The 16,455-nt window shown below is 71.3% G+C and carries 15 protein-coding genes and 1 pseudogene; 6 read left to right on the plus strand and 10 right to left on the minus strand.

What is annotated here, in order from left to right; all coding sequences use genetic code 11:
- Nucleotides 1-137: 137 nt before the first annotated feature.
- Complete coding sequence (locus tag ABD374_RS19725; RefSeq protein WP_344496871.1) at nt 138-3,023, minus strand: FAD-linked oxidase C-terminal domain-containing protein; 2,886 nt, start codon at nt 3,021-3,023, stop codon at nt 138-140.
- 220 nt (nt 3,024-3,243) lie between these two features.
- Between ABD374_RS19725 and serC the strand changes: the two genes are divergently transcribed.
- Together serC and ABD374_RS19735 are read left to right on the plus strand one after the other, a co-directional pair.
- Entirely contained in the window at nt 3,244-4,362 is a 1,119-nt protein-coding gene (gene serC / locus ABD374_RS19730) for a phosphoserine transaminase (RefSeq protein WP_344496872.1), read from the plus strand.
- A 169-nt stretch (nt 4,363-4,531) separates the two neighbouring features.
- On the plus strand, nt 4,532-5,209 hold the full coding sequence (locus ABD374_RS19735; RefSeq protein WP_344496873.1) for a DUF4360 domain-containing protein: 678 nt from the start codon (nt 4,532-4,534) through the stop codon (nt 5,207-5,209).
- A gap of 67 nt (nt 5,210-5,276) precedes the next feature.
- Here ABD374_RS19735 and ABD374_RS19740 read toward each other — a convergent pair whose 3' ends face one another.
- On the minus strand, nt 5,277-6,125 hold the full coding sequence (locus ABD374_RS19740; protein ID WP_344496874.1) for an ABC transporter permease: 849 nt from the start codon (nt 6,123-6,125) through the stop codon (nt 5,277-5,279).
- Entirely contained in the window at nt 6,122-7,087 is a 966-nt protein-coding gene (locus ABD374_RS19745) for an ATP-binding cassette domain-containing protein (protein WP_344496875.1), read from the minus strand. The genes ABD374_RS19740 and ABD374_RS19745 overlap by 4 nt, the downstream gene beginning before the upstream one ends.
- A gap of 98 nt (nt 7,088-7,185) precedes the next feature.
- Between ABD374_RS19745 and ABD374_RS19750 the strand changes: the two genes are divergently transcribed.
- Nucleotides 7,186-7,965, plus strand: a complete 780-nt coding sequence (locus ABD374_RS19750; RefSeq protein ID WP_344496876.1) for a TetR/AcrR family transcriptional regulator — start codon at nt 7,186-7,188, stop codon at nt 7,963-7,965.
- Between the two features lie 100 nt (nt 7,966-8,065).
- Here the strand turns inward: ABD374_RS19750 and ABD374_RS19755 are convergent, their stop codons facing one another.
- From ABD374_RS19755 to ABD374_RS19765, 3 genes are all read right to left on the minus strand, one after another.
- Nucleotides 8,066-9,355: an ATP-binding protein gene (locus ABD374_RS19755; RefSeq protein WP_344496877.1), complete on the minus strand. Its 1,290-nt coding sequence runs from the start codon at nt 9,353-9,355 to the stop codon at nt 8,066-8,068.
- A gap of 326 nt (nt 9,356-9,681) precedes the next feature.
- Nucleotides 9,682-9,873, minus strand: coding sequence for a DUF6381 family protein (locus ABD374_RS19760; RefSeq protein WP_344496878.1), 192 nt, complete (start codon nt 9,871-9,873; stop codon nt 9,682-9,684).
- 112 nt (nt 9,874-9,985) lie between these two features.
- Nucleotides 9,986-11,011, minus strand: a complete 1,026-nt coding sequence (locus tag ABD374_RS19765; RefSeq protein ID WP_344496879.1) for a WD40 repeat domain-containing protein — start codon at nt 11,009-11,011, stop codon at nt 9,986-9,988.
- On the opposite strand from ABD374_RS19765, the gene ABD374_RS19770 reads away from it, so the two are divergent.
- Nucleotides 11,010-11,789 (plus strand): GDSL-type esterase/lipase family protein, encoded by a 780-nt coding sequence (locus tag ABD374_RS19770; protein ID WP_344496880.1) that lies wholly within the window; start codon nt 11,010-11,012, stop codon nt 11,787-11,789. The two genes, ABD374_RS19765 and ABD374_RS19770, sit on opposite strands and share 2 nt — an antisense overlap.
- Nucleotides 11,790-11,861: 72 nt before the next feature.
- Here the strand turns inward: ABD374_RS19770 and ABD374_RS19775 are convergent, their stop codons facing one another.
- On the minus strand, nt 11,862-13,058 hold the full coding sequence (locus tag ABD374_RS19775) for an alpha/beta hydrolase family protein (protein ID WP_344496881.1): 1,197 nt from the start codon (nt 13,056-13,058) through the stop codon (nt 11,862-11,864).
- 237 nt (nt 13,059-13,295) lie between these two features.
- On the opposite strand from ABD374_RS19775, the gene ABD374_RS19780 reads away from it, so the two are divergent.
- Together ABD374_RS19780 and ABD374_RS19785 are read left to right on the plus strand one after the other, a co-directional pair.
- The gene (locus tag ABD374_RS19780; RefSeq protein ID WP_486388631.1) at nt 13,296-14,213 is read left to right on the plus strand and encodes a hyaluronoglucosaminidase; all 918 of its coding nucleotides are present in this window, start codon (nt 13,296-13,298) and stop codon (nt 14,211-14,213) included.
- 26 nt (nt 14,214-14,239) lie between these two features.
- Nucleotides 14,240-14,395: a hypothetical protein gene (locus ABD374_RS19785; RefSeq protein WP_344496883.1), complete on the plus strand. Its 156-nt coding sequence runs from the start codon at nt 14,240-14,242 to the stop codon at nt 14,393-14,395.
- A 301-nt stretch (nt 14,396-14,696) separates the two neighbouring features.
- Here ABD374_RS19785 and ABD374_RS19790 read toward each other — a convergent pair whose 3' ends face one another.
- From ABD374_RS19790 to ABD374_RS19800, 3 genes and pseudogenes are all read right to left on the minus strand, one after another.
- Nucleotides 14,697-14,849 (minus strand): hypothetical protein, encoded by a 153-nt coding sequence (locus tag ABD374_RS19790; RefSeq protein ID WP_344496884.1) that lies wholly within the window; start codon nt 14,847-14,849, stop codon nt 14,697-14,699.
- Between the two features lie 106 nt (nt 14,850-14,955).
- Complete coding sequence (locus ABD374_RS19795) at nt 14,956-15,927, minus strand: hypothetical protein (protein ID WP_344496885.1); 972 nt, start codon at nt 15,925-15,927, stop codon at nt 14,956-14,958.
- Between the two features lie 96 nt (nt 15,928-16,023).
- Nucleotides 16,024-16,438: pseudogene (locus ABD374_RS19800) on the minus strand (hypothetical protein).
- Nucleotides 16,439-16,455: the final 17 nt, after the last annotated feature.

Consider the following 16,455-nt stretch of genomic DNA (forward strand, 5'->3'; position numbering starts at 1 on the left):
CCCGGAGCATGGCAGCGCTTCAGAAAACAAGCAAGCGTGCTTGCATTATTTCTGCGACGGCTTCGAGCGGGACGACGCGACGAACCCGGACCGCTCCCGGGCCCTGTGGCGCGCCTTGCCCCTGACCCGGATCCCGCTCACAGCCCCTCTGCCGGCCGGGTCGCCGGCCCCTCCGACCCGTCCGCCGGTTCCGCCGCGAGTCCTTCGGCCAGCACCTCCGCCAGGTGCCTCGCCCGGCGGCCCGCCAGCTGTTCCAGCTGGGTGCGGCAGGAGAAGCCGTCCGCCAGGAGCTCCGTTCCCTGTGCGGCCTCGCGCACCGACGGGAGCAGCTGTTCCTCCGCGCAGGCCACCGACACGTCGTAGTGGCCGCGCTCGAAGCCGAAGTTCCCGGCGAGGCCGCAGCAGCCGCCGCTGAGGGGCCCTGCGAGGCCGGCCCGCTCGCGCAGTCGCTGTTCCGCCGCGTCGCCCAGTACGGCGTGCTGGTGGCAGTGCGTCTGGCCGGCGACCGGGCGGTCGATCACGGGTGGCCGCCAGTGCGGGGCGTACTCCTCCAGTGCCTGCGCGAAGGTGCGTACCGAGGAAGCGAGCGCGGCCGCTCTCGGGTCGTCCGGGAGGAGCTCGGGGAGGTCCGCCTTGAGGGCGGCCGCGCAGCTCGGCTCCAGGACGACGACGGGCAGCCCGGCGGCGCGTTCCATGCCGTCCAGGGTGCGGCGCATGACCGCGCGGGCCCTGTCGAGCTGTCCGGTCGAGACGTACGTCAGGCCGCAGCACAGCTGCCGCGGGGGCACCGCGACCCGCAGGCCGGCCGCTTCCAGCACGCGCACGGCGGCCCGTCCGACGTCCGGGGAGAGGTGGTCGGTGAAGGTGTCGGGCCACAGGACGACCGTCGTCGTACCAGGCTCCTGCGCCGGCTGACGCCCGGCCCTGTTCCGCGCTCGCCACCAGCTCCTGAAGGTGCCGGGCGCGGGGGCGGGCAGGTCGCGTTCCGGTGCGATGCCTCCCAGACGCTTCACGAGAGCGGCCACCGGACGTACCCGGGAAGCGGGCCGCAGCACACGCGTGAACGGCGCCGCCGCACGCAGCCACACGGGAAGCCACCCCATCGCGTAGTGCGCGGCGGGGCGCACACGGCCCCTGTAGTGGTGGTGCAGGAATTCCGCCTTGTACGTCGCCATGTCGACGCCCACCGGGCAGTCGCTCCGGCACCCCTTGCAGGACAGGCACAGGTCGAGGGCGCCGCGCACCTCCTCCGACCGCCAGCCGTCCGTGACGACCTCCCCCGCGAGCATTTCGTGCAGCAGACGCGCGCGCCCGCGCGTGGAGTGCTGTTCGTCGCCGGTGGCGCGGAAGGAGGGGCACATCACGCCCGCTCCCGACGGCGTCTCCGTCCGGCACTTGGCGACACCCACACAGCGGCGTACGGCGGCGGAGAAGTCCCCGCCGTCGTGGGGGTAGGCGAAGGTGACGTCGACGGGCTCCCCGGGCAGCACCGCGAAGCGCAGGTCCTCGTCCAGCCGCGCGGGGCGGGCGAGCATGCCCGGGTTCATTCCGCCGGCCGGGTCCCACACGTCCTTGAACCGGCCGAAGAGCGCCACGAGTTCGTTCCCGTACATCTTCGGGAGCAGTTCGGCGCGTGCCTGTCCGTCGCCGTGTTCACCGGAGAGCGAGCCGCCGTGCGCGACGACGAGTTCCGCCTGTTCCTCGGAGAACGCGCGGAAGCGCCGTACGCCGCTCTCGCTCAGCAGGTCGAAGTCGATACGGACGTGGACGCAGCCGTCGCCGAAGTGGCCGTAGGGCGTGCCGCGCAGACCGTGTCCGGCGAGCAGGGACCTGAAGTCGCGCAGGTACGCGCCGAGCCGTGCGGGCGGTACGGCGCAGTCCTCCCAGCCGGGCCATGCCTCGCTCCCGTCGGGCATCCGCGTCGCCGTACCGCCGGCGTCCTCGCGGACGCGCCACAGGGCGCGCTGCTGCGCCGGTCCCGTGACGACCTCCGCGTCGAGCGCCTGGGCGGCCTTCAGCAGCTGTCGCGCACGGGAGAGCGCCTCGGCCGGCGTGTCCCCGCCCATCTCCACGAACAGCCACGCACGGCCGCGCGGCAGCAGGGCCCGCTCCCGTTCGGGCACCAGGTCCTCGGCCATGCCCTCCACGGTGAGCGGGCCGTACGGAAGGAGCGCGGGCGCGGCCTCGGCGGCGGCGCTCTCGTCGGCGTACCCGAGAACGGCGAGTACCCGTGCGCGAGGTGCGTCCACCAGGCGTACGGTCGCCCTGCTCATCACTGCGAGCGTTCCCTCGCTTCCGCAGAACGCCCGCGCGACGTTCACGCCGTTCTCGGGAAGCAGCGCGTCCAGTGCGTATCCGGAGATGCGGCGCGGCAGTTCGGGGAACCCGGTGCGCAGGAGCGCGAGGTTGCCGTTCACCAGTGCGCGCAGTCCTTCGGGTGCGTCGCTGCGCCAGCCCTGGCCGAGGCGCAGTTCCTCTCCGCCGCCGTAGCGGACGACCGAGAGGTCGTAGATGTTGTCGGCTGTCGTTCCCCACGCCACCGAGTGCGAGCCGCACGCGTTGTTCCCGATCATGCCGCCGAGCGTGCAGCGGCTGTGCGTGGAGGGGTCCGGCCCGAACGTCAGCCCGTACACCCCCGCGGCGGCCCGCAGATCGTCGAGGACGACGCCCGGCTGGACCACGACCGTACGGGTCCCGGGATCCAGTTCCGTGATGGCGCGCATGTGCCGGGTGAAGTCGAGGACGACGCCCGTGCCGGTCGCCTGTCCCGCGATCGACGTGCCGCCGCCGCGCGGCACGACGGGCACCCCGTACGTCCGGCAGACGGCGAGCGCGGCGGCCAGGTCCTCCGTGTCGCGCGGGGCGACGACGCCGAGCGGCACGCGCCGGTAGTTGGAGGCGTCCATCGTCATCAGAGCGCGCGCCGCCGCGTCGAAGGCCACCTCACCGCGGACGGCACCGCGCAGCTCGCGCGCCAGCGCCGCCGTGTCGTGCCTGCGCCATGCGTTCCTCTGTTCGGGCATGCACCCAAGGATGCCCCTCGCACCCCCTGCCCGAACCGGCCGTTCCCGCGTCGAAGCCGTGCCGTTCCCGCACCCCGGCCACACCCCTCCCCCGCCCCCTCCGCACCTCGTCCCCACCCCGCCCGTACGCCCGTCTCCGACGTCTCACCCCCCGAAGCCCACGTCTCACGGGCCGGACACGCGTCTCCAGCACCCCTGCGGACCGGCTACGCTCCGGCTCGTGGCTGAGATCCAGATTCCCGCTGACATGAAGCCCGCCGACGGCCGTTTCGGCGCGGGCCCCTCCAAGGTGCGTACGGAGGCGCTGGACGCCCTGGCCGCCACCGGCACCTCCCTTCTCGGTACGTCCCACCGCCAGGCCCCGGTCAAGAACCTGGTCGGCTCGGTGCGCGACGGCGTACGCGACCTCTTCCAGCTCCCCGAGGGCTACGAGGTGGTCCTGGGCAACGGCGGCTCCACCGCCTTCTGGGACATCGCGACCCACGGCCTGATCGAGCAGAAGTCCCAGCACCTGAACTTCGGCGAGTTCTCGTCGAAGTTCGCGAAGGCCGCCGAGCTGGCGCCCTGGCTGGACGACCCGACCGTGATCGCCTCCGACCCCGGCACGCACCCGAACCCGCGGGCCGAGGCGGGCGTCGACGTCTACGCCTTCACCCACAACGAGACCTCGACCGGTGTCGCGGCCCCGGTCAAGCGCGTCGAGGGCGCCGACGCCGGCTCCCTCGTCCTGGTCGACGCCACGTCCGGCGCGGGCGGCCTGCCGGTCGACATCGCCGAGACCGACGTCTACTACTTCGCCCCGCAGAAGTCCTTCGCCTCCGACGGCGGCCTGTGGATCGCGGTCTTCTCCCCCGCCGCCCTGGAGCGCGCCGCGCGCGTTCACGCGTCCGGCCGCCACATCCCGGAGTTCTTCAGCCTGCCCACGGCGATCGACAACTCCCTCAAGAACCAGACGTACAACACCCCGGCGCTCGCGACCCTCTTCCTGCTGGACGACCAGCTGAAGTGGATCAACACGCAGGGCGGCCTCGACTGGTCGACCCGCCGCACCGCGGCCTCCGCCGCCAATCTGTACGGCTGGGCCGAGGAGTCCAAGTACGCGACGCCGTTCGTCACCGACCCGGCCAAGCGTTCGCAGGTCATCGGCACGATCGACTTCTCCGACGAGATCGACGCCACGGCGGTCGCCAAGGCGCTGCGCGCCAACGGCATCGTCGACACGGAGCCGTACCGCAAGCTGGGCCGCAACCAGTTGCGCGTGGCGATGTTCCCGGCGATCGACCCGGCCGACGTCCAGGCCCTGACCGCCTGCGTCGACTACGTGATCGAGAAGCTCTAGGCGTACGCGCGCGGCCGATAACCGCCCTGTGCAGCCCCCGCCGCGCTGTCTACAGTCCGAAGGGCCCCGGCGCTTCGTCCATGCGCCGGGACGCTTGAATGTTTGACATGAGCACGACAGTTCCTTCGGTTGGACCCCCCAAGTTCGCCCGACGACCGATCGGAGCACCATGCCCAGCCACGCACCCAAGCACCGAGAGGTGCTCGTCGGCGGTGCGGCCGCCGCACTGCTCGCCTCCACCCTGTTCGCACAGAACGCCTCCGCGGCCTCCGGCGCCGGGATCGTCGCGCCGCCCGACAAGATCGTCATCGAGATCGCGACCGTCAACGGATCGGGCTGCCCGCAGGGAACGGCCGCCGTGGCCGTCTCTCCGGACAACACGGCCTTCACCGTCACGTACAGCGAGTACCTGGCCCAGGTCGGCCTCGGCGCGAAGCCGACCGACTTCCGCAAGAACTGCCAGCTCAACCTGATCGTGCACGTCCCGCACGGCTTCACCTACGCGGTCGCCGGCGCCGACTACCGCGGCTACGCCCGCCTTCAGGCGGGCGCCACCGCCACCCAGAAGGCGTCGTACTACTTCCAGGGCTCCCCCGACACGGCGTCCAGGACCCATCCGCACACCGGGCCGTACGACAACAACTGGCAGGCGACCGACGAGACCGACTGGGGTCAGCTGGTCTGGGCGCCCTGCGGGGTGAAGCGGAACTTCAACATCAACACTGAGCTGCGCGTCAGCGCGGGCACCTCCGACCCGGCGAGGACGAACAGCTTCATCGCCATGGACGCGACGGACGGCGACATCAGAACCATCTACCGGCTGGCCTGGAAGGAGTGCCCGGCCTAGCCGCCCCGGGTGGGCCCGCCCCCTCCCGGGCCCACCCCCAGGCCGGCCCACACCCCGGCTCACCGGCTCACCGGCTCAGGCTCTGGAACCGCCGTACCGCCAGCGGCAGGAACACCGCCGTGATCACCAGCGGCCAGACCACCGCCATCAGCACCGCGTTCTCCTCGATCCACGAGCCGCCGCTCACCGGCTGCCCGAACAGCTCGCGGGCCGCCGTGACCGTCGACGAAACCGGGTTCCAGGCCGCGACCGGGCCCAGCCAGCTCGGCATCAGGGACGGTGCCACGAAGATGCTGGAGACCATCGTCAGCGGGAAGGCCACCGCGTACAGTCCCCCCGCCGCCTCCGCGCTGGGGACGAGCAGCCCCAGCCACACCCCCACCCAGATCAGGCTGAAGCGCAGCAGCAGGAGCAGCCCGAAGGCCGCCACGGCGGCGGGCACTCCCCCCTCGGCCTTCCAGCCGACCAGCAGGGCCGTCACCGCGAGGATCGTCAACTCGGCGCAGGCGACCAGCAGATCGGACACGCCCCGCCCGGACGCCACCGCCGACGGCGCCATCGGCATGGAGCGGAAGCGGTCGATGACGCCCTTCGTGGAGTCGGTGACCACGGCCATCGTGGTGTTCATGAACCCGAAGGCCATGGTCGAGGCGAACATCCCGGGCATCAGGAACTCCCGGTAGTCCCCGCCCCCGGGCACCGCCATCGCCTCGCCGAAGACGAATCCGTACAGCAGCACGGAGATGATCGGGAAACCGAGCTGCCAGACGATCGCGACGGGCTGGCGGTGGTAGTGGGTGAGGGTGCGCCTGGTGACGTTCCAGCAGTCGGCCAGCGCCCAGTACAACCGCCGGTCGGGCCCCGTCAGGGTCACGTCCGTGGTGCCGACCGCGGTGACTGCGCTCGTCCTGTTCATGCCGCTGCCTCCTCTTCCGTACGGTGTCCGGTCAGGCGCAGGAACACGTCGTCGAGGCTCGGCCTGCGCAGTCCGATGTCCTCCACCGCGATTCCCCCGTCCCGCAAGGTCCGCGCCACCTCCGTCAGGGCCGCCACCCGGTCGCCCACCTGCGCGTGCACGCGCAGCGCCGCACCGTCCGTCTCCGGTTCGGTTTCCGACACCCGCGCGATCACCTCGGCGGTCATCCCCAAGTCCTCCGCCTGGGCGACCACGACTTCGATACGGTCGCCGCCGACCCGGTTCTTCAGCCCGTCCGGGGTGTCGTCGGCGATGGCCCGCCCCCGGTCGATGACGGTGATGTGCGAGGCGAGCCTGTCGGCCTCGTCCAGGTACTGGGTCGTCAGCAGCACGGTCGTGCCGCCGGCCACCAAGTCCCGTACCGCGCCCCAGATCTCTCCCCGTCCCCGCGGGTCGAGCCCGGTCGTCGGCTCGTCGAGGAAGAGCACCTGCGGGGCGAGGATCATCGACGCGGCGAGGTCCAGCCGGCGGCGCATCCCGCCGCTGTACGCGCCCACGCCCTCGTCCGCCGCCTCCACCAGGCCGAACTGTTCCAGGAGTTCCCCGGCCCGCGCCCTCGCCCGTTTCCCTCCCAGGTGGAAGAGGCGGCCGAACATCTCCAGGTTCTGCCGTCCCGTGAGGACCTCGTCGACCGCGGCGTACTGTCCGGTGAGACCGATCCTGCGGCGTACGAGCCGGGGATCGCGGGCCACGTCCGCGCCCGCGACCCGCGCCCGGCCGCCGTCGAACCCGAGCAACGTGGACAGGACGCGCACGGCGGTGGTCTTGCCCGCGCCGTTGGGGCCGAGCAGGCCGTGGACGGTGCCGGGGCGGACGGCGAGGTCGAAGCCGTCGAGAGCGGGCTTTCCGGCGTACCTCTTCTGGATTCCTTCCGCCCGCACGGCGTAATCGGTGGCACTCACCAAGGGCTCCCTTCCCGTTCACGACAAAACTGAGTACGGCGTACCCTGATGAGAGTACACCGTACTCAGTTTTCGTTCAGGAGATTTAAGGTGGCTCCATGAAGAAGACGACCGGGACAGGCAACACGAGCGCCACGAGCGGCAGTGGCGACATCGGCCGCAGCCTCGAACTCCTCTGGGGCACGGGCGACCGCCCCAGCCGGGGCCCCAAGCCCGGCCTCACGCTCGACCGCATCGTCGCCACCGCCGTCGGGATCGCGGACGCCGAGGGCATGGACGCCGTGTCGATGCGCCGCCTCTCCACCGAACTCGGCACCGGCACCATGTCGCTGTACCGCTACGTGCCGGGCAAGGCCGAACTGCTCGACCTGATGCTGGACCGTGTCCAGGGCGAGCCGCTCGACGCCGCCGGCACCCGCGGACCGGTGGACTGGCGGGCGGCCGTCGAGTCCATGGCCCGCACCCACCTCGGTCTCCTGCGGCGCCACCCGTGGCTGCTCAGGATCAACCAGGCGCGCACCGTCCTCGGCCCCAGCGCGGTGCGCGGCCTCGAAGTGTCCCTGGCCGGCCTCAAGGGCATGGGGCTGCGCGACGCCGAACTGATCTCGGTGATCATCGCGGTCCAGAGCTTCGTCGTCGGCATCGCCCGTATGGAGGCCGAGGCCGACGAGGCGGCCAAGGAGACGGGGCTGAGCCACGAGGACTTCTGGGAGGGGCAGCGGCCGTACCTCGAAAGGGCCATGGCGAGCGGCGAGTTCCCGCTGATGGCCGCACTCGCCGAGGACGCCTTCTCCACCGGCTTCGACCACTTCGCATTCGGCCTGCGCCGGCTGATCGACGGCTTCGAGACCCTGGTGGCGAAGCGCGCCGAGGAGTGACCCCCGGCACCACTCGCCCGTCCGCCCGACCGTATGCACGCACGCACAAGGGCTCGCGGGGCTCACGGGCCCCGCTCCCGGGTCCCGCGCCCGGTCGCCCTCAGAACCGCGCGTGCGCCGTGATGTCCGCGCCGAACTGGTCGATCATCCCGGGCGTCACCGTCGGCCGGCACTGCGCGATCGCCGCCAGGTAGTCCTCGGTGCTCGCGCCCAGCGCGCGCGAATCGCCCGCACCGGCCCCGACCTCCTCCAGGTCCCGCTCGAACGCGGCCTGGGCGGCGATGCGGGCCGCGTGCTCGATGTCCGCCGGGGTGAACAGTTCACTGGCCGCGACCAGCACCGCCACGTCCACATCGGCCCGGCCGTCCGTGTACCGGGACCAGATCGCCGCCCGCGCCGCCGTGTCCGGCGTACCGATGGGGATCAGGTAGTCGAACCTGCCGGGCCGCAGGAACGCCGGGTCGAGCGACCGGACGGAGTTGGTGGCGCACACCAGCAGACGCTCGTCGCCCTCCCGGAAGCCCGGTATCAGCTTGAGCAGCTCGTTGGTCACTCCGTGCATCCCGCCCGGCTGGGCGGGTTCGGTGCGTACCGGAGCGATCTCCTCCACCTCGTCGATGAAGACCAGCACCCGCTCCAGTTCCGCGATACGGGCGAACGCGTCGCGCAGGGCCGCGGCGAGGTTGCCCTCGTCGGCCAGCCGCGACGGCAGCAGTTCGACGAACGGCCAGCCCAGCTTGGAAGCGATGCCTCTCGCGAACGTCGTCTTGCCGGTCCCGGGAGGCCCGAAGAGGGCGATCGCCCGCGGCGGCCGGACCCCGTGCCGGGCGGCGCGCTCCGGCTGCGCGAGCGGCAGTACGACGCGCCGCTCGATCAGGTCCTTCTCCGCCTCCATGCCGGCCACCTTCGCCCAGAGGTCACTGGGCAGGAACCGCCCGCCCAGGTCCTCCAGGAGGCTGGCCGAGGGGCCGTGCAGCGGCTCGACCTTCTCGAAGTACGCCACGGCCGGCCGGCGCGTGTAGCCCGCGTTGAGCAGCCCTTCGCCGAGCAGGTCCTCCTCGGGCAGCACATACGCGATACGCCCCACCCGCGCCGCGACGAGCCGCCGTTCCAGCTCCACCAGGAGGGCGCTGGCCAGCCCCCGCCCGCGCCAGGCCGAGGAGATCGCGATGCGCATCACCCAGGCGCGCTCCCCGGCGACACAGGCGAGCGCCGCGCCGATGGGGACGCCCTGGTGCACGGCGACGACGGCGGGCTGGCGCGAGGTGAGCGCACCGATGCACTCGGCGAGAGAGAAGACCGACTCCTGTCCGAGTTCGGCCGTGGTGTCGATCAGGTGGACCACTGCCGCGAGATCGCTCTCGCGGTAGTCATGGATCAGCCAGTTCACCAGTGCCGCCCCTCGTAGGTGCTGGTGTTGTTCCGGTGAGGCTAGGGGCGGCGGTGCGGCGGGTCCTGCGCCGCTGTGCACAATCCCCGGCGGGAAACCCGACGTTCCGTCCGTAGCCAGGGCGGCCGGTGAACGCGTGGGGGAACGGGCGTATGGGCCATCGGTCCGTTCCCGGGAACGGACCGATGGCCCCCCGCCCGCGTGCGCGGAACGGAAGGCCATCCACCCGTGAGGGTGCTGATCACTCATGGTGCTGGTCACGCAGGGTGCTGATCGCGCAGGGCGCTCGGCACGCATGGCGCTGATGACGCCGAGGGCCGACTCGACTAGTCGGGCGGGTACTGCCCCTGGCCGCCCGTCGCGCCCTCCTGCTGGCTCTGCTCCTGCAGCCGCCGGGCCTTCTCCTGCAGCTTCTGACGCTCCTGCGGGTCGGTCGCACGCTCCGCCGCCTGCTTCAGCTGCTCGGCCTTGTCTCGCATCTGCTGTACGCGGCCACGGGATTCGCCTGCAACGCTCATCGTCACTCCTTGACGCTAGGAAGAGCGGGTCCCCTCCAGCGAAGCAGCAACCCGTCACCCTCGCACGCCGAAATGTCACTGTCCGTTACGCCGCCCCCTGGGATCGCCGCCCCTAGGGCCGCCGCCGCCGCTTCAGTCCCAGGAACGCGGCCACCACGCCCCCGAGCACGACGAGCCCCAGCGTGACCTCCCCGTCACCACCACCGCCGCCGCCGCCCCCCTCACCACCACCACTCGAACCCCCTTCCCCGGAAGGGGACTTGCCTTCGCCTCCCCGTCCCTCCCCGCCGCCTTCCCTGCCCTTCACTTCCACCCGCTCGACTTCGCTCCCGACGCCCTCGGAGCCGAACATCATGGCCGTACCGTCGGCCGTGTACGTCACCGACTCGGCCTGCCTCTGGAACGGCGCTCCCACCCCCCGGTCGGCCCCCAGCCGTCCCCCGCCCCCGGACCCGCCCCCGGCCTTCCACTCGTACGCACGCGCACTGAGGTAGGAGCGCAGCACCAGTTCGTTCCCGTCCGGCGAGAACGCCCCGTCCGTCACCCACGGCACCTCGCCCACCCGCCGGAAGACGTTCGTGCCGCCGGCCGACAGCCGGGCGGGCCCTTCGTAGAGCCCACCGCCGTCCTCGTTCTTGCTGGCGATGTAGACCCGGCCGGTCCTGGGGTGCACCATCAGGGCCTCGGCGTCGCGCGCCCCGTCTGCGTACTCCACCGTGAACTGCGTCGCGTCGACCGTCGCGTCGCCGAGCTTCCCGGGCTCGGGGAAGCGGTAGATCCAGACGTGGTCCCAGGTCCCGCCCAGGTTGTCGCCGATGTCGCCGACGTATATGTTCCCGTCGGCTCCGATCGAGATCGCTTCGACGTCGCGCGGCGCACCGACCCCGCGCAGGGTGAGGGTCGCGACCGTCTCCCCGCTCCTGGAGTCCACGGCATAGACGAACGCCCCGTCGTCGCTGTCGTTGTGCGTCCAGTAGACGCCGGGATGGATGCGGCTGGCGGCCAGGCCGCTGGACTCGGTGATCCGCGGGTCCTTGATCGTGAAGCCGTCCTCGGCGGCGGCGGTACCGGCCGCGCCCAGCAGAAGAGCGGCGGTGGCGGCGACAACGGGAACGGCGGCGTACGGGAGCGAGCGCATGGCCCAAGTGTTCATCATCACGTCGCAGGCCACGGCGGTGATCCGGGATGATGACGCAATGCGCTTCCTGTTTGTCGGCGACTCCATGACCGTCGGGCGCGCCGGCGACTTCACGTGGCGCTACCGCATGTGGCAGCACCTGACGGCGTCGTTCGGCGGCCCCTTCGAGGTTGTCGGCCCCCGCACCGAGCTGTACGACGCCGCCGTTGATGCCCCGGTCTCCCGCGCGTACGCCGATCCGGCCTTCCCGCCGCACGCCCGCCGCCACCTGTCGGGCTGGGGCGAGGGATGGCTGCACATGGCACCCCTGATCCGGGAGACGGTCGCCTCCTCCGGGGCGGACGTCCTCCTGGTCTCCCTGGGCCTGATAGACCTCGGCTTCTACACGGACGCGGCGCAGACCGCCGACAACGCGGAGCGCTTCGTCGCCGAGGCCCGCGCCGCCAACCCGCGCGTCCGCATCGCGATCCACCCGGTCGTCCCCAACGTCCGGGCCGAGTCCGACGCCCCGTTCGCCGCCGAGTGCGTCCGCTTCAACGAGTTCCTCTCCAAGGCGGTGGCGAACCTCGACGCGCCCGGGACGTCCCCCCTGCTGCTGGCGGCGCCCCACCCGGCGTACGACATCCACCAGGACACGTACGACGGCACGCACCCGGGCCCGACGGGCGAACACAAACTGGCGGCGGCCTTCGCGGACGCGATGCACGCGCAGTGGGGCCTGGGAGCGCCGTACGCCTCCGCCCCCTCCGCTCCCTCCCCCTCATTCAGCCGCGCATGACCCGGTCACCGTGCGTATCGTTCGACGAGTTCCCCCGCGACTGAGCACGCCGTCTGACCGCGCCGACTGGCCTCACCGGGGATGGAAGTCGACCTCCGGGTTCGCGGACGAGGGACCGTCCAGCAGCGGTCGGCTCATCCCGCGCAGGTGCTGGTCGAAGAAGGCGCCGACGTAGTCACGGGTGATCTCGCCGGACCGCTTCCCGGGCAGCGGGGCCTCGGGATCGGTTACGCCCAGCTGCCCGCCCAGCACCGGCAGGTCGATGAAGGTGAAGTGACCGGAACCGGTCACGGTCAGCCAGCGCTTCCACCCGTCCAGGCGCTTCCACCCCTTGTCCCAGCTCCTGTCCTCGCCGCCGGGGTGGTGGAGCGAATCGGTGCCGAGCATCATGAACGGCCGCCCGTCGAGCCCGTGGACGGGCACCGGCGCGAAGAACGTGCCGTCCATGTTCACCCCGGCCCGGATCCTGCTGTCGTACGCCATGGCACGGGCGGCGCTGTTGCCGCCGATGGAGTGCCCGGCCATCCCGACCCGCCTGCCGTCGATCATCCCCGCGTCCTTCCACACCGGATGACGGCCCGTCAGCCGGTCGAGCACGAAGGAGACGTCAGCCGCCCGGCCATTCGCGACGGAGGCCAGCACCGCCTCGCTCGCCCTGCCGTCGGGCACCGATTCGACCTTCTCGCACGCGACACAGGTGAGGGTGCGGTCACCGGGGAACGCCGTTCCGACGGACTCGTGGGCATGGTCGATCAGAGCCACGACGTAACCGCGCCCGGCCAGCTCCTCGGCGAGGAGGGTGAGGGTGGCGCGGTTGAGGGAGAACCCGGGCGAGAGCACGACGAGCGGATGCCGGCCCGCTGCCGGACGGGCGTCCGTGCGCGCGTTGGTGCGGGTGGAGCTGAGCAGTTCGGGCGGGAAGACGCCCGCGTACCCCTGGCTCTCCAGCAGCAGCCGGGCCTCTTCGGTCGTCATGTACTCAGCGACCTGGCCGCCGGTCCCGGGGCGGGCCGGGTAGTACATCGACACCATCAGCTCCCGCGCCCCCGCCGACGGCACCCACGGGTCGCGCCGGCTCTTGTCGGTGAGGTGGAGGGTCTGGCGCCCGGTGGCGTACGGGCCGGTGGGAAGCGGGAGCTGGAGTTGAGCGGTACGGGAGGCGGGCGGGGGAGAGGCCGCGAGGGCCGTGCCCGCCGGGACGGCGGGCAGCGACAGCGGCAGTGCGAGCGCGAGCAGGACGGCTGCGGTACGGCGGCGAATGTCGACCATGCGGCGACCGTACGCGGCACGGCCTCGGTGCCACATCCGACGGAAGTCCACCCCGCCCCCTAGGTGCTGTGCGGGCGTGACCGAGCCGCTGACCAGTGATCACGACGACTGCGGCCCCGCGTACCGGCCGAATCCGGCCCCCCGAATACTGTCGCAAGCTATCGCGACGGCATTCCCAATCCTCATACGGAATGCTTTACTTGGCGTATTCTGTTTGATCGCATCGGGTGGGGGAGAATGGTGACAAGTACGCGAAGGCTGTTCCTGGGAGCATTCACGGCGGGGGCCGTAACCGTGGCCACGAGTGGGACCGCATCAGCGAATGAGCAGGGCGAGAGCCTGGCGGAGGAGGACGTGACCTTCACGGGTGAGGTGAGGGCACAGAGCTTCAGGACGGAGTCCGGCGCGACATCGACTTTCCGGACGACGTCCACGGCGACCTCGGGAAAGCTCCACGCGTTGGCCGTCCTTCAGGACGGCACAGCCGGTGAAGGTGTCGCCCTGAATGTGGTGTCCAAGAACCCGGAAGATTCAGCGATGTACCTGACCGGCCACGAGAAGAATTCCCGGGGCACACTCAAGATTTCCCATTTCGGATACGTGGACGCCTCGGACGGGGGCGCCTCCGCACTGTCCATCGACCTGAAGACGACAGGTGTAGTGGACAAGTCGGGCGGCACGGCCGCACAGGGGATTTACGTCACGGCCACCACTGGGGCCACCAAGGGAAATCTCATCACCCTGCGCAACAACAACGTGGACGACTTCGTCGTGAAGGGGAGCGGACGGGTCGGTATCGGCATCCCGGTGGGCAGCACCCCCGGCGGACGCGTGGAGATCAGTCAGCGGGATGCCACGATCGGGCTGCTCATGGCGGCCAATTCGGATTCGGCCGGCCGCCTGGCGGAGTTCCGTGACCGAAACGGTGTCGCGAAGACACGCATCCTCAACAGCGGGGCCCTGGCCGCGAAGAACGCACAGCTCGGAGTTGCCGACGCCGAGTCGTACGGAGGCGGTGACGGAGTCGTGGGAATCCGTAACGCAACGACAGTGCCCAGCGAAGACCCGACCAACGGCGGCGTTCTTTTCGCTGAAAACGGTGCCCTCAAATGGCGTGGATCCAACGGGACAGTAACAGTCGTCGCACCGTCCTGAGCCCCCGTATTGACGCAGAGGTAAACATGCAGTTGACCCCCGAACAATTGGTGGCGGAATTCCAGGACGCCGTCATGGAGCTGTACTTCGCCCGGAAGCGCATCATGCTGCTGGAGGCCGAGAACGAGGCTCTCAAGGCTGAGCTCGGTTCTGACGACCGACCGCTCGGTCCTGAAGTCTGACGGTGGCGGGGTGCGAGCCGGGGATGGCCCGGAGACTCGTCGCGTAGCGCCGCAGGAGCGTCTTGACCACGCCCCGGATCGCACCCTGCGTGCCTCGACAACCCCTGCGGACCGCCCGCCGGGCCCTGGCCCCGGTCAGCGTGGAAGGGGACGGGAACGGCGAATTCAGTTGCTTCGCGAGCCTGTTGTGGCTGCTGGAGCGCCCGGGATCACGGTCGAACTGCGCTGAACGGCTGAACGGCTGAACGGACGCCCTGTCCGCCGTGCTCTCGGCACGCCCCTCCCTCTGAGATCCGCACGTTCACCGCTTGTCCCGCCAGAACCGCTTCTGCACCTTGCTGCCCTCGGTCACCTGCGCCGGGCCACCGGTCACCCCGCTTCCCGCGACCGGGTCGGGCACCACCCCCGGGACCGGCGTGTGCGCGTGCGTGGACATGTGCGCGTGCGTGGACATGAACGGATCGCTGTGCGCCCGCAGCCCTTTCAGCAACGCCCGCCATCACCCGCACCGTGCCGTCCTCGTCTGCCCGCCGTACGGTCCCCCGCCCCCGCGCCGCGTCCTACGCCGTGCCGGTGGCCGCCGCGACCCGCTCCCGCCAGGTCAGCCGTACGGCCCCCTCCTGCGGCCGGGCGCCGGAGCCCGCCGCTCCGGCCGCCGCCTCCCTGCGGCACTCCCCGCACTCCGTCTCGCCCGCGACCGGCCGGAAGGCGTGGTCGTCGCCCGGCCCCGCGCACAGCACCAGCTCGCCCCGGTCCCGGCCGGGCGGAGGCGTAGCCGTGGCGATCGTGCGGGCGAGGGACGGCACCTCGGGCAGTTTCTCCACCAGCCGGTACCGCAGGAACCCGACCGCCGACCGGACCCCACCCGCAGGCAGCCCCGCGCTCAGCGCCAGCCGCAGCTCCCCCGGCGAGACCCCGCGCCGCAGCCACTCGACCGCCGTCGCCGCCAGCCTCCGCGCTTCCGGTACGCCCAGGTGCAGCCTCCGGTCGAGGTGCCGCAGCGACAGCAGCACGCGCTCGGCCTCGGCGAGTTCCCCGGTGAGCGGCTGCGGCTGCGCCTGCGGTTCCGACTGCCGTTCCGACTGCGCCTGCGGCTGCGACTCCGGCTCCGGCTCCGGCTCGCCTTCGGGTGGGGGGTGGGGAGTGTTCTTCCTCTGTTCTTCCTGCTCCGTAGGAGAGGCGCCGACCACCCGATCGGTCGAATCACCGGCCGTCGGAAAGCGCGCACCCGGTGACGCGAAAACGTCGTTGGTCACCATCTGTTCGGTGACCCAACGCCCGCGGTCGTTCTGCCACTTGTTCTCCCGCAGAAACCCGCACTCGACCAGCAGCGCCTTGGCCTTCTGGTACGCCCGCGGCTTGATCCCGAGCCGGGCGGCGTGCTCGCTCAGGGGCTTGCCGCACTTGCTCTCGGGCAGCCCGAGGACGTACAGCAGGAGCATTTTCGCGTCGTTGTTGAGGCGTGCATGCCGCACGATCGCGTGCGGGGCCTTGAGATAGTCGCGCGAGGGCGCGATAGCATGCCGAAGCATCCCGTTGGACCTCTGATCCAGTCGGTGTGCAGGTCCTCGGCCGGTGTTGTCAGCACCGCCGGGGACCGCTCCGATTAACGGAGTGTGATGACGCGGTCACCGTACCGTACGGACCGCCCTTTCGACCATTTCGCGCAGCAACGCCCCGACCACGAACGGCACTTCCGCCGTCGGACGCGACTGCCACCCCAGCGGCCAGGTGCCCCCCCCCCCCCCCCAGCGCCGGTACGCCGACGAACGCCGCACACCCCGCACCCCGGCCCAGCGCCCGCACACCCGCCGGCCAGCGGTGGGCGGCGGCGGTTTGCGGTGGCAACAGGAAGTACATGCTCCGCGCGCCGGTCTCCTCACGGACGATCGGCCCGGCCCGGAAGTCCGTGAACTGGAGCAGTTCGTACGCGGCCTGCTCGCCCAGAATCCTCTCGATCCGCACCGCGTCGAAGTGGATACCGGCATGTCGCAGGGCATGCCCGGAGGCGGGCACCCATGAGGGCGCAGTGTCTCTGTTCATGAAACAGACGATCTCGC

Origin of the sequence: Streptomyces enissocaesilis (assembly GCF_039533765.1) — a bacterium.
Lineage (GTDB): Bacteria > Actinomycetota > Actinomycetes > Streptomycetales > Streptomycetaceae > Streptomyces > Streptomyces enissocaesilis.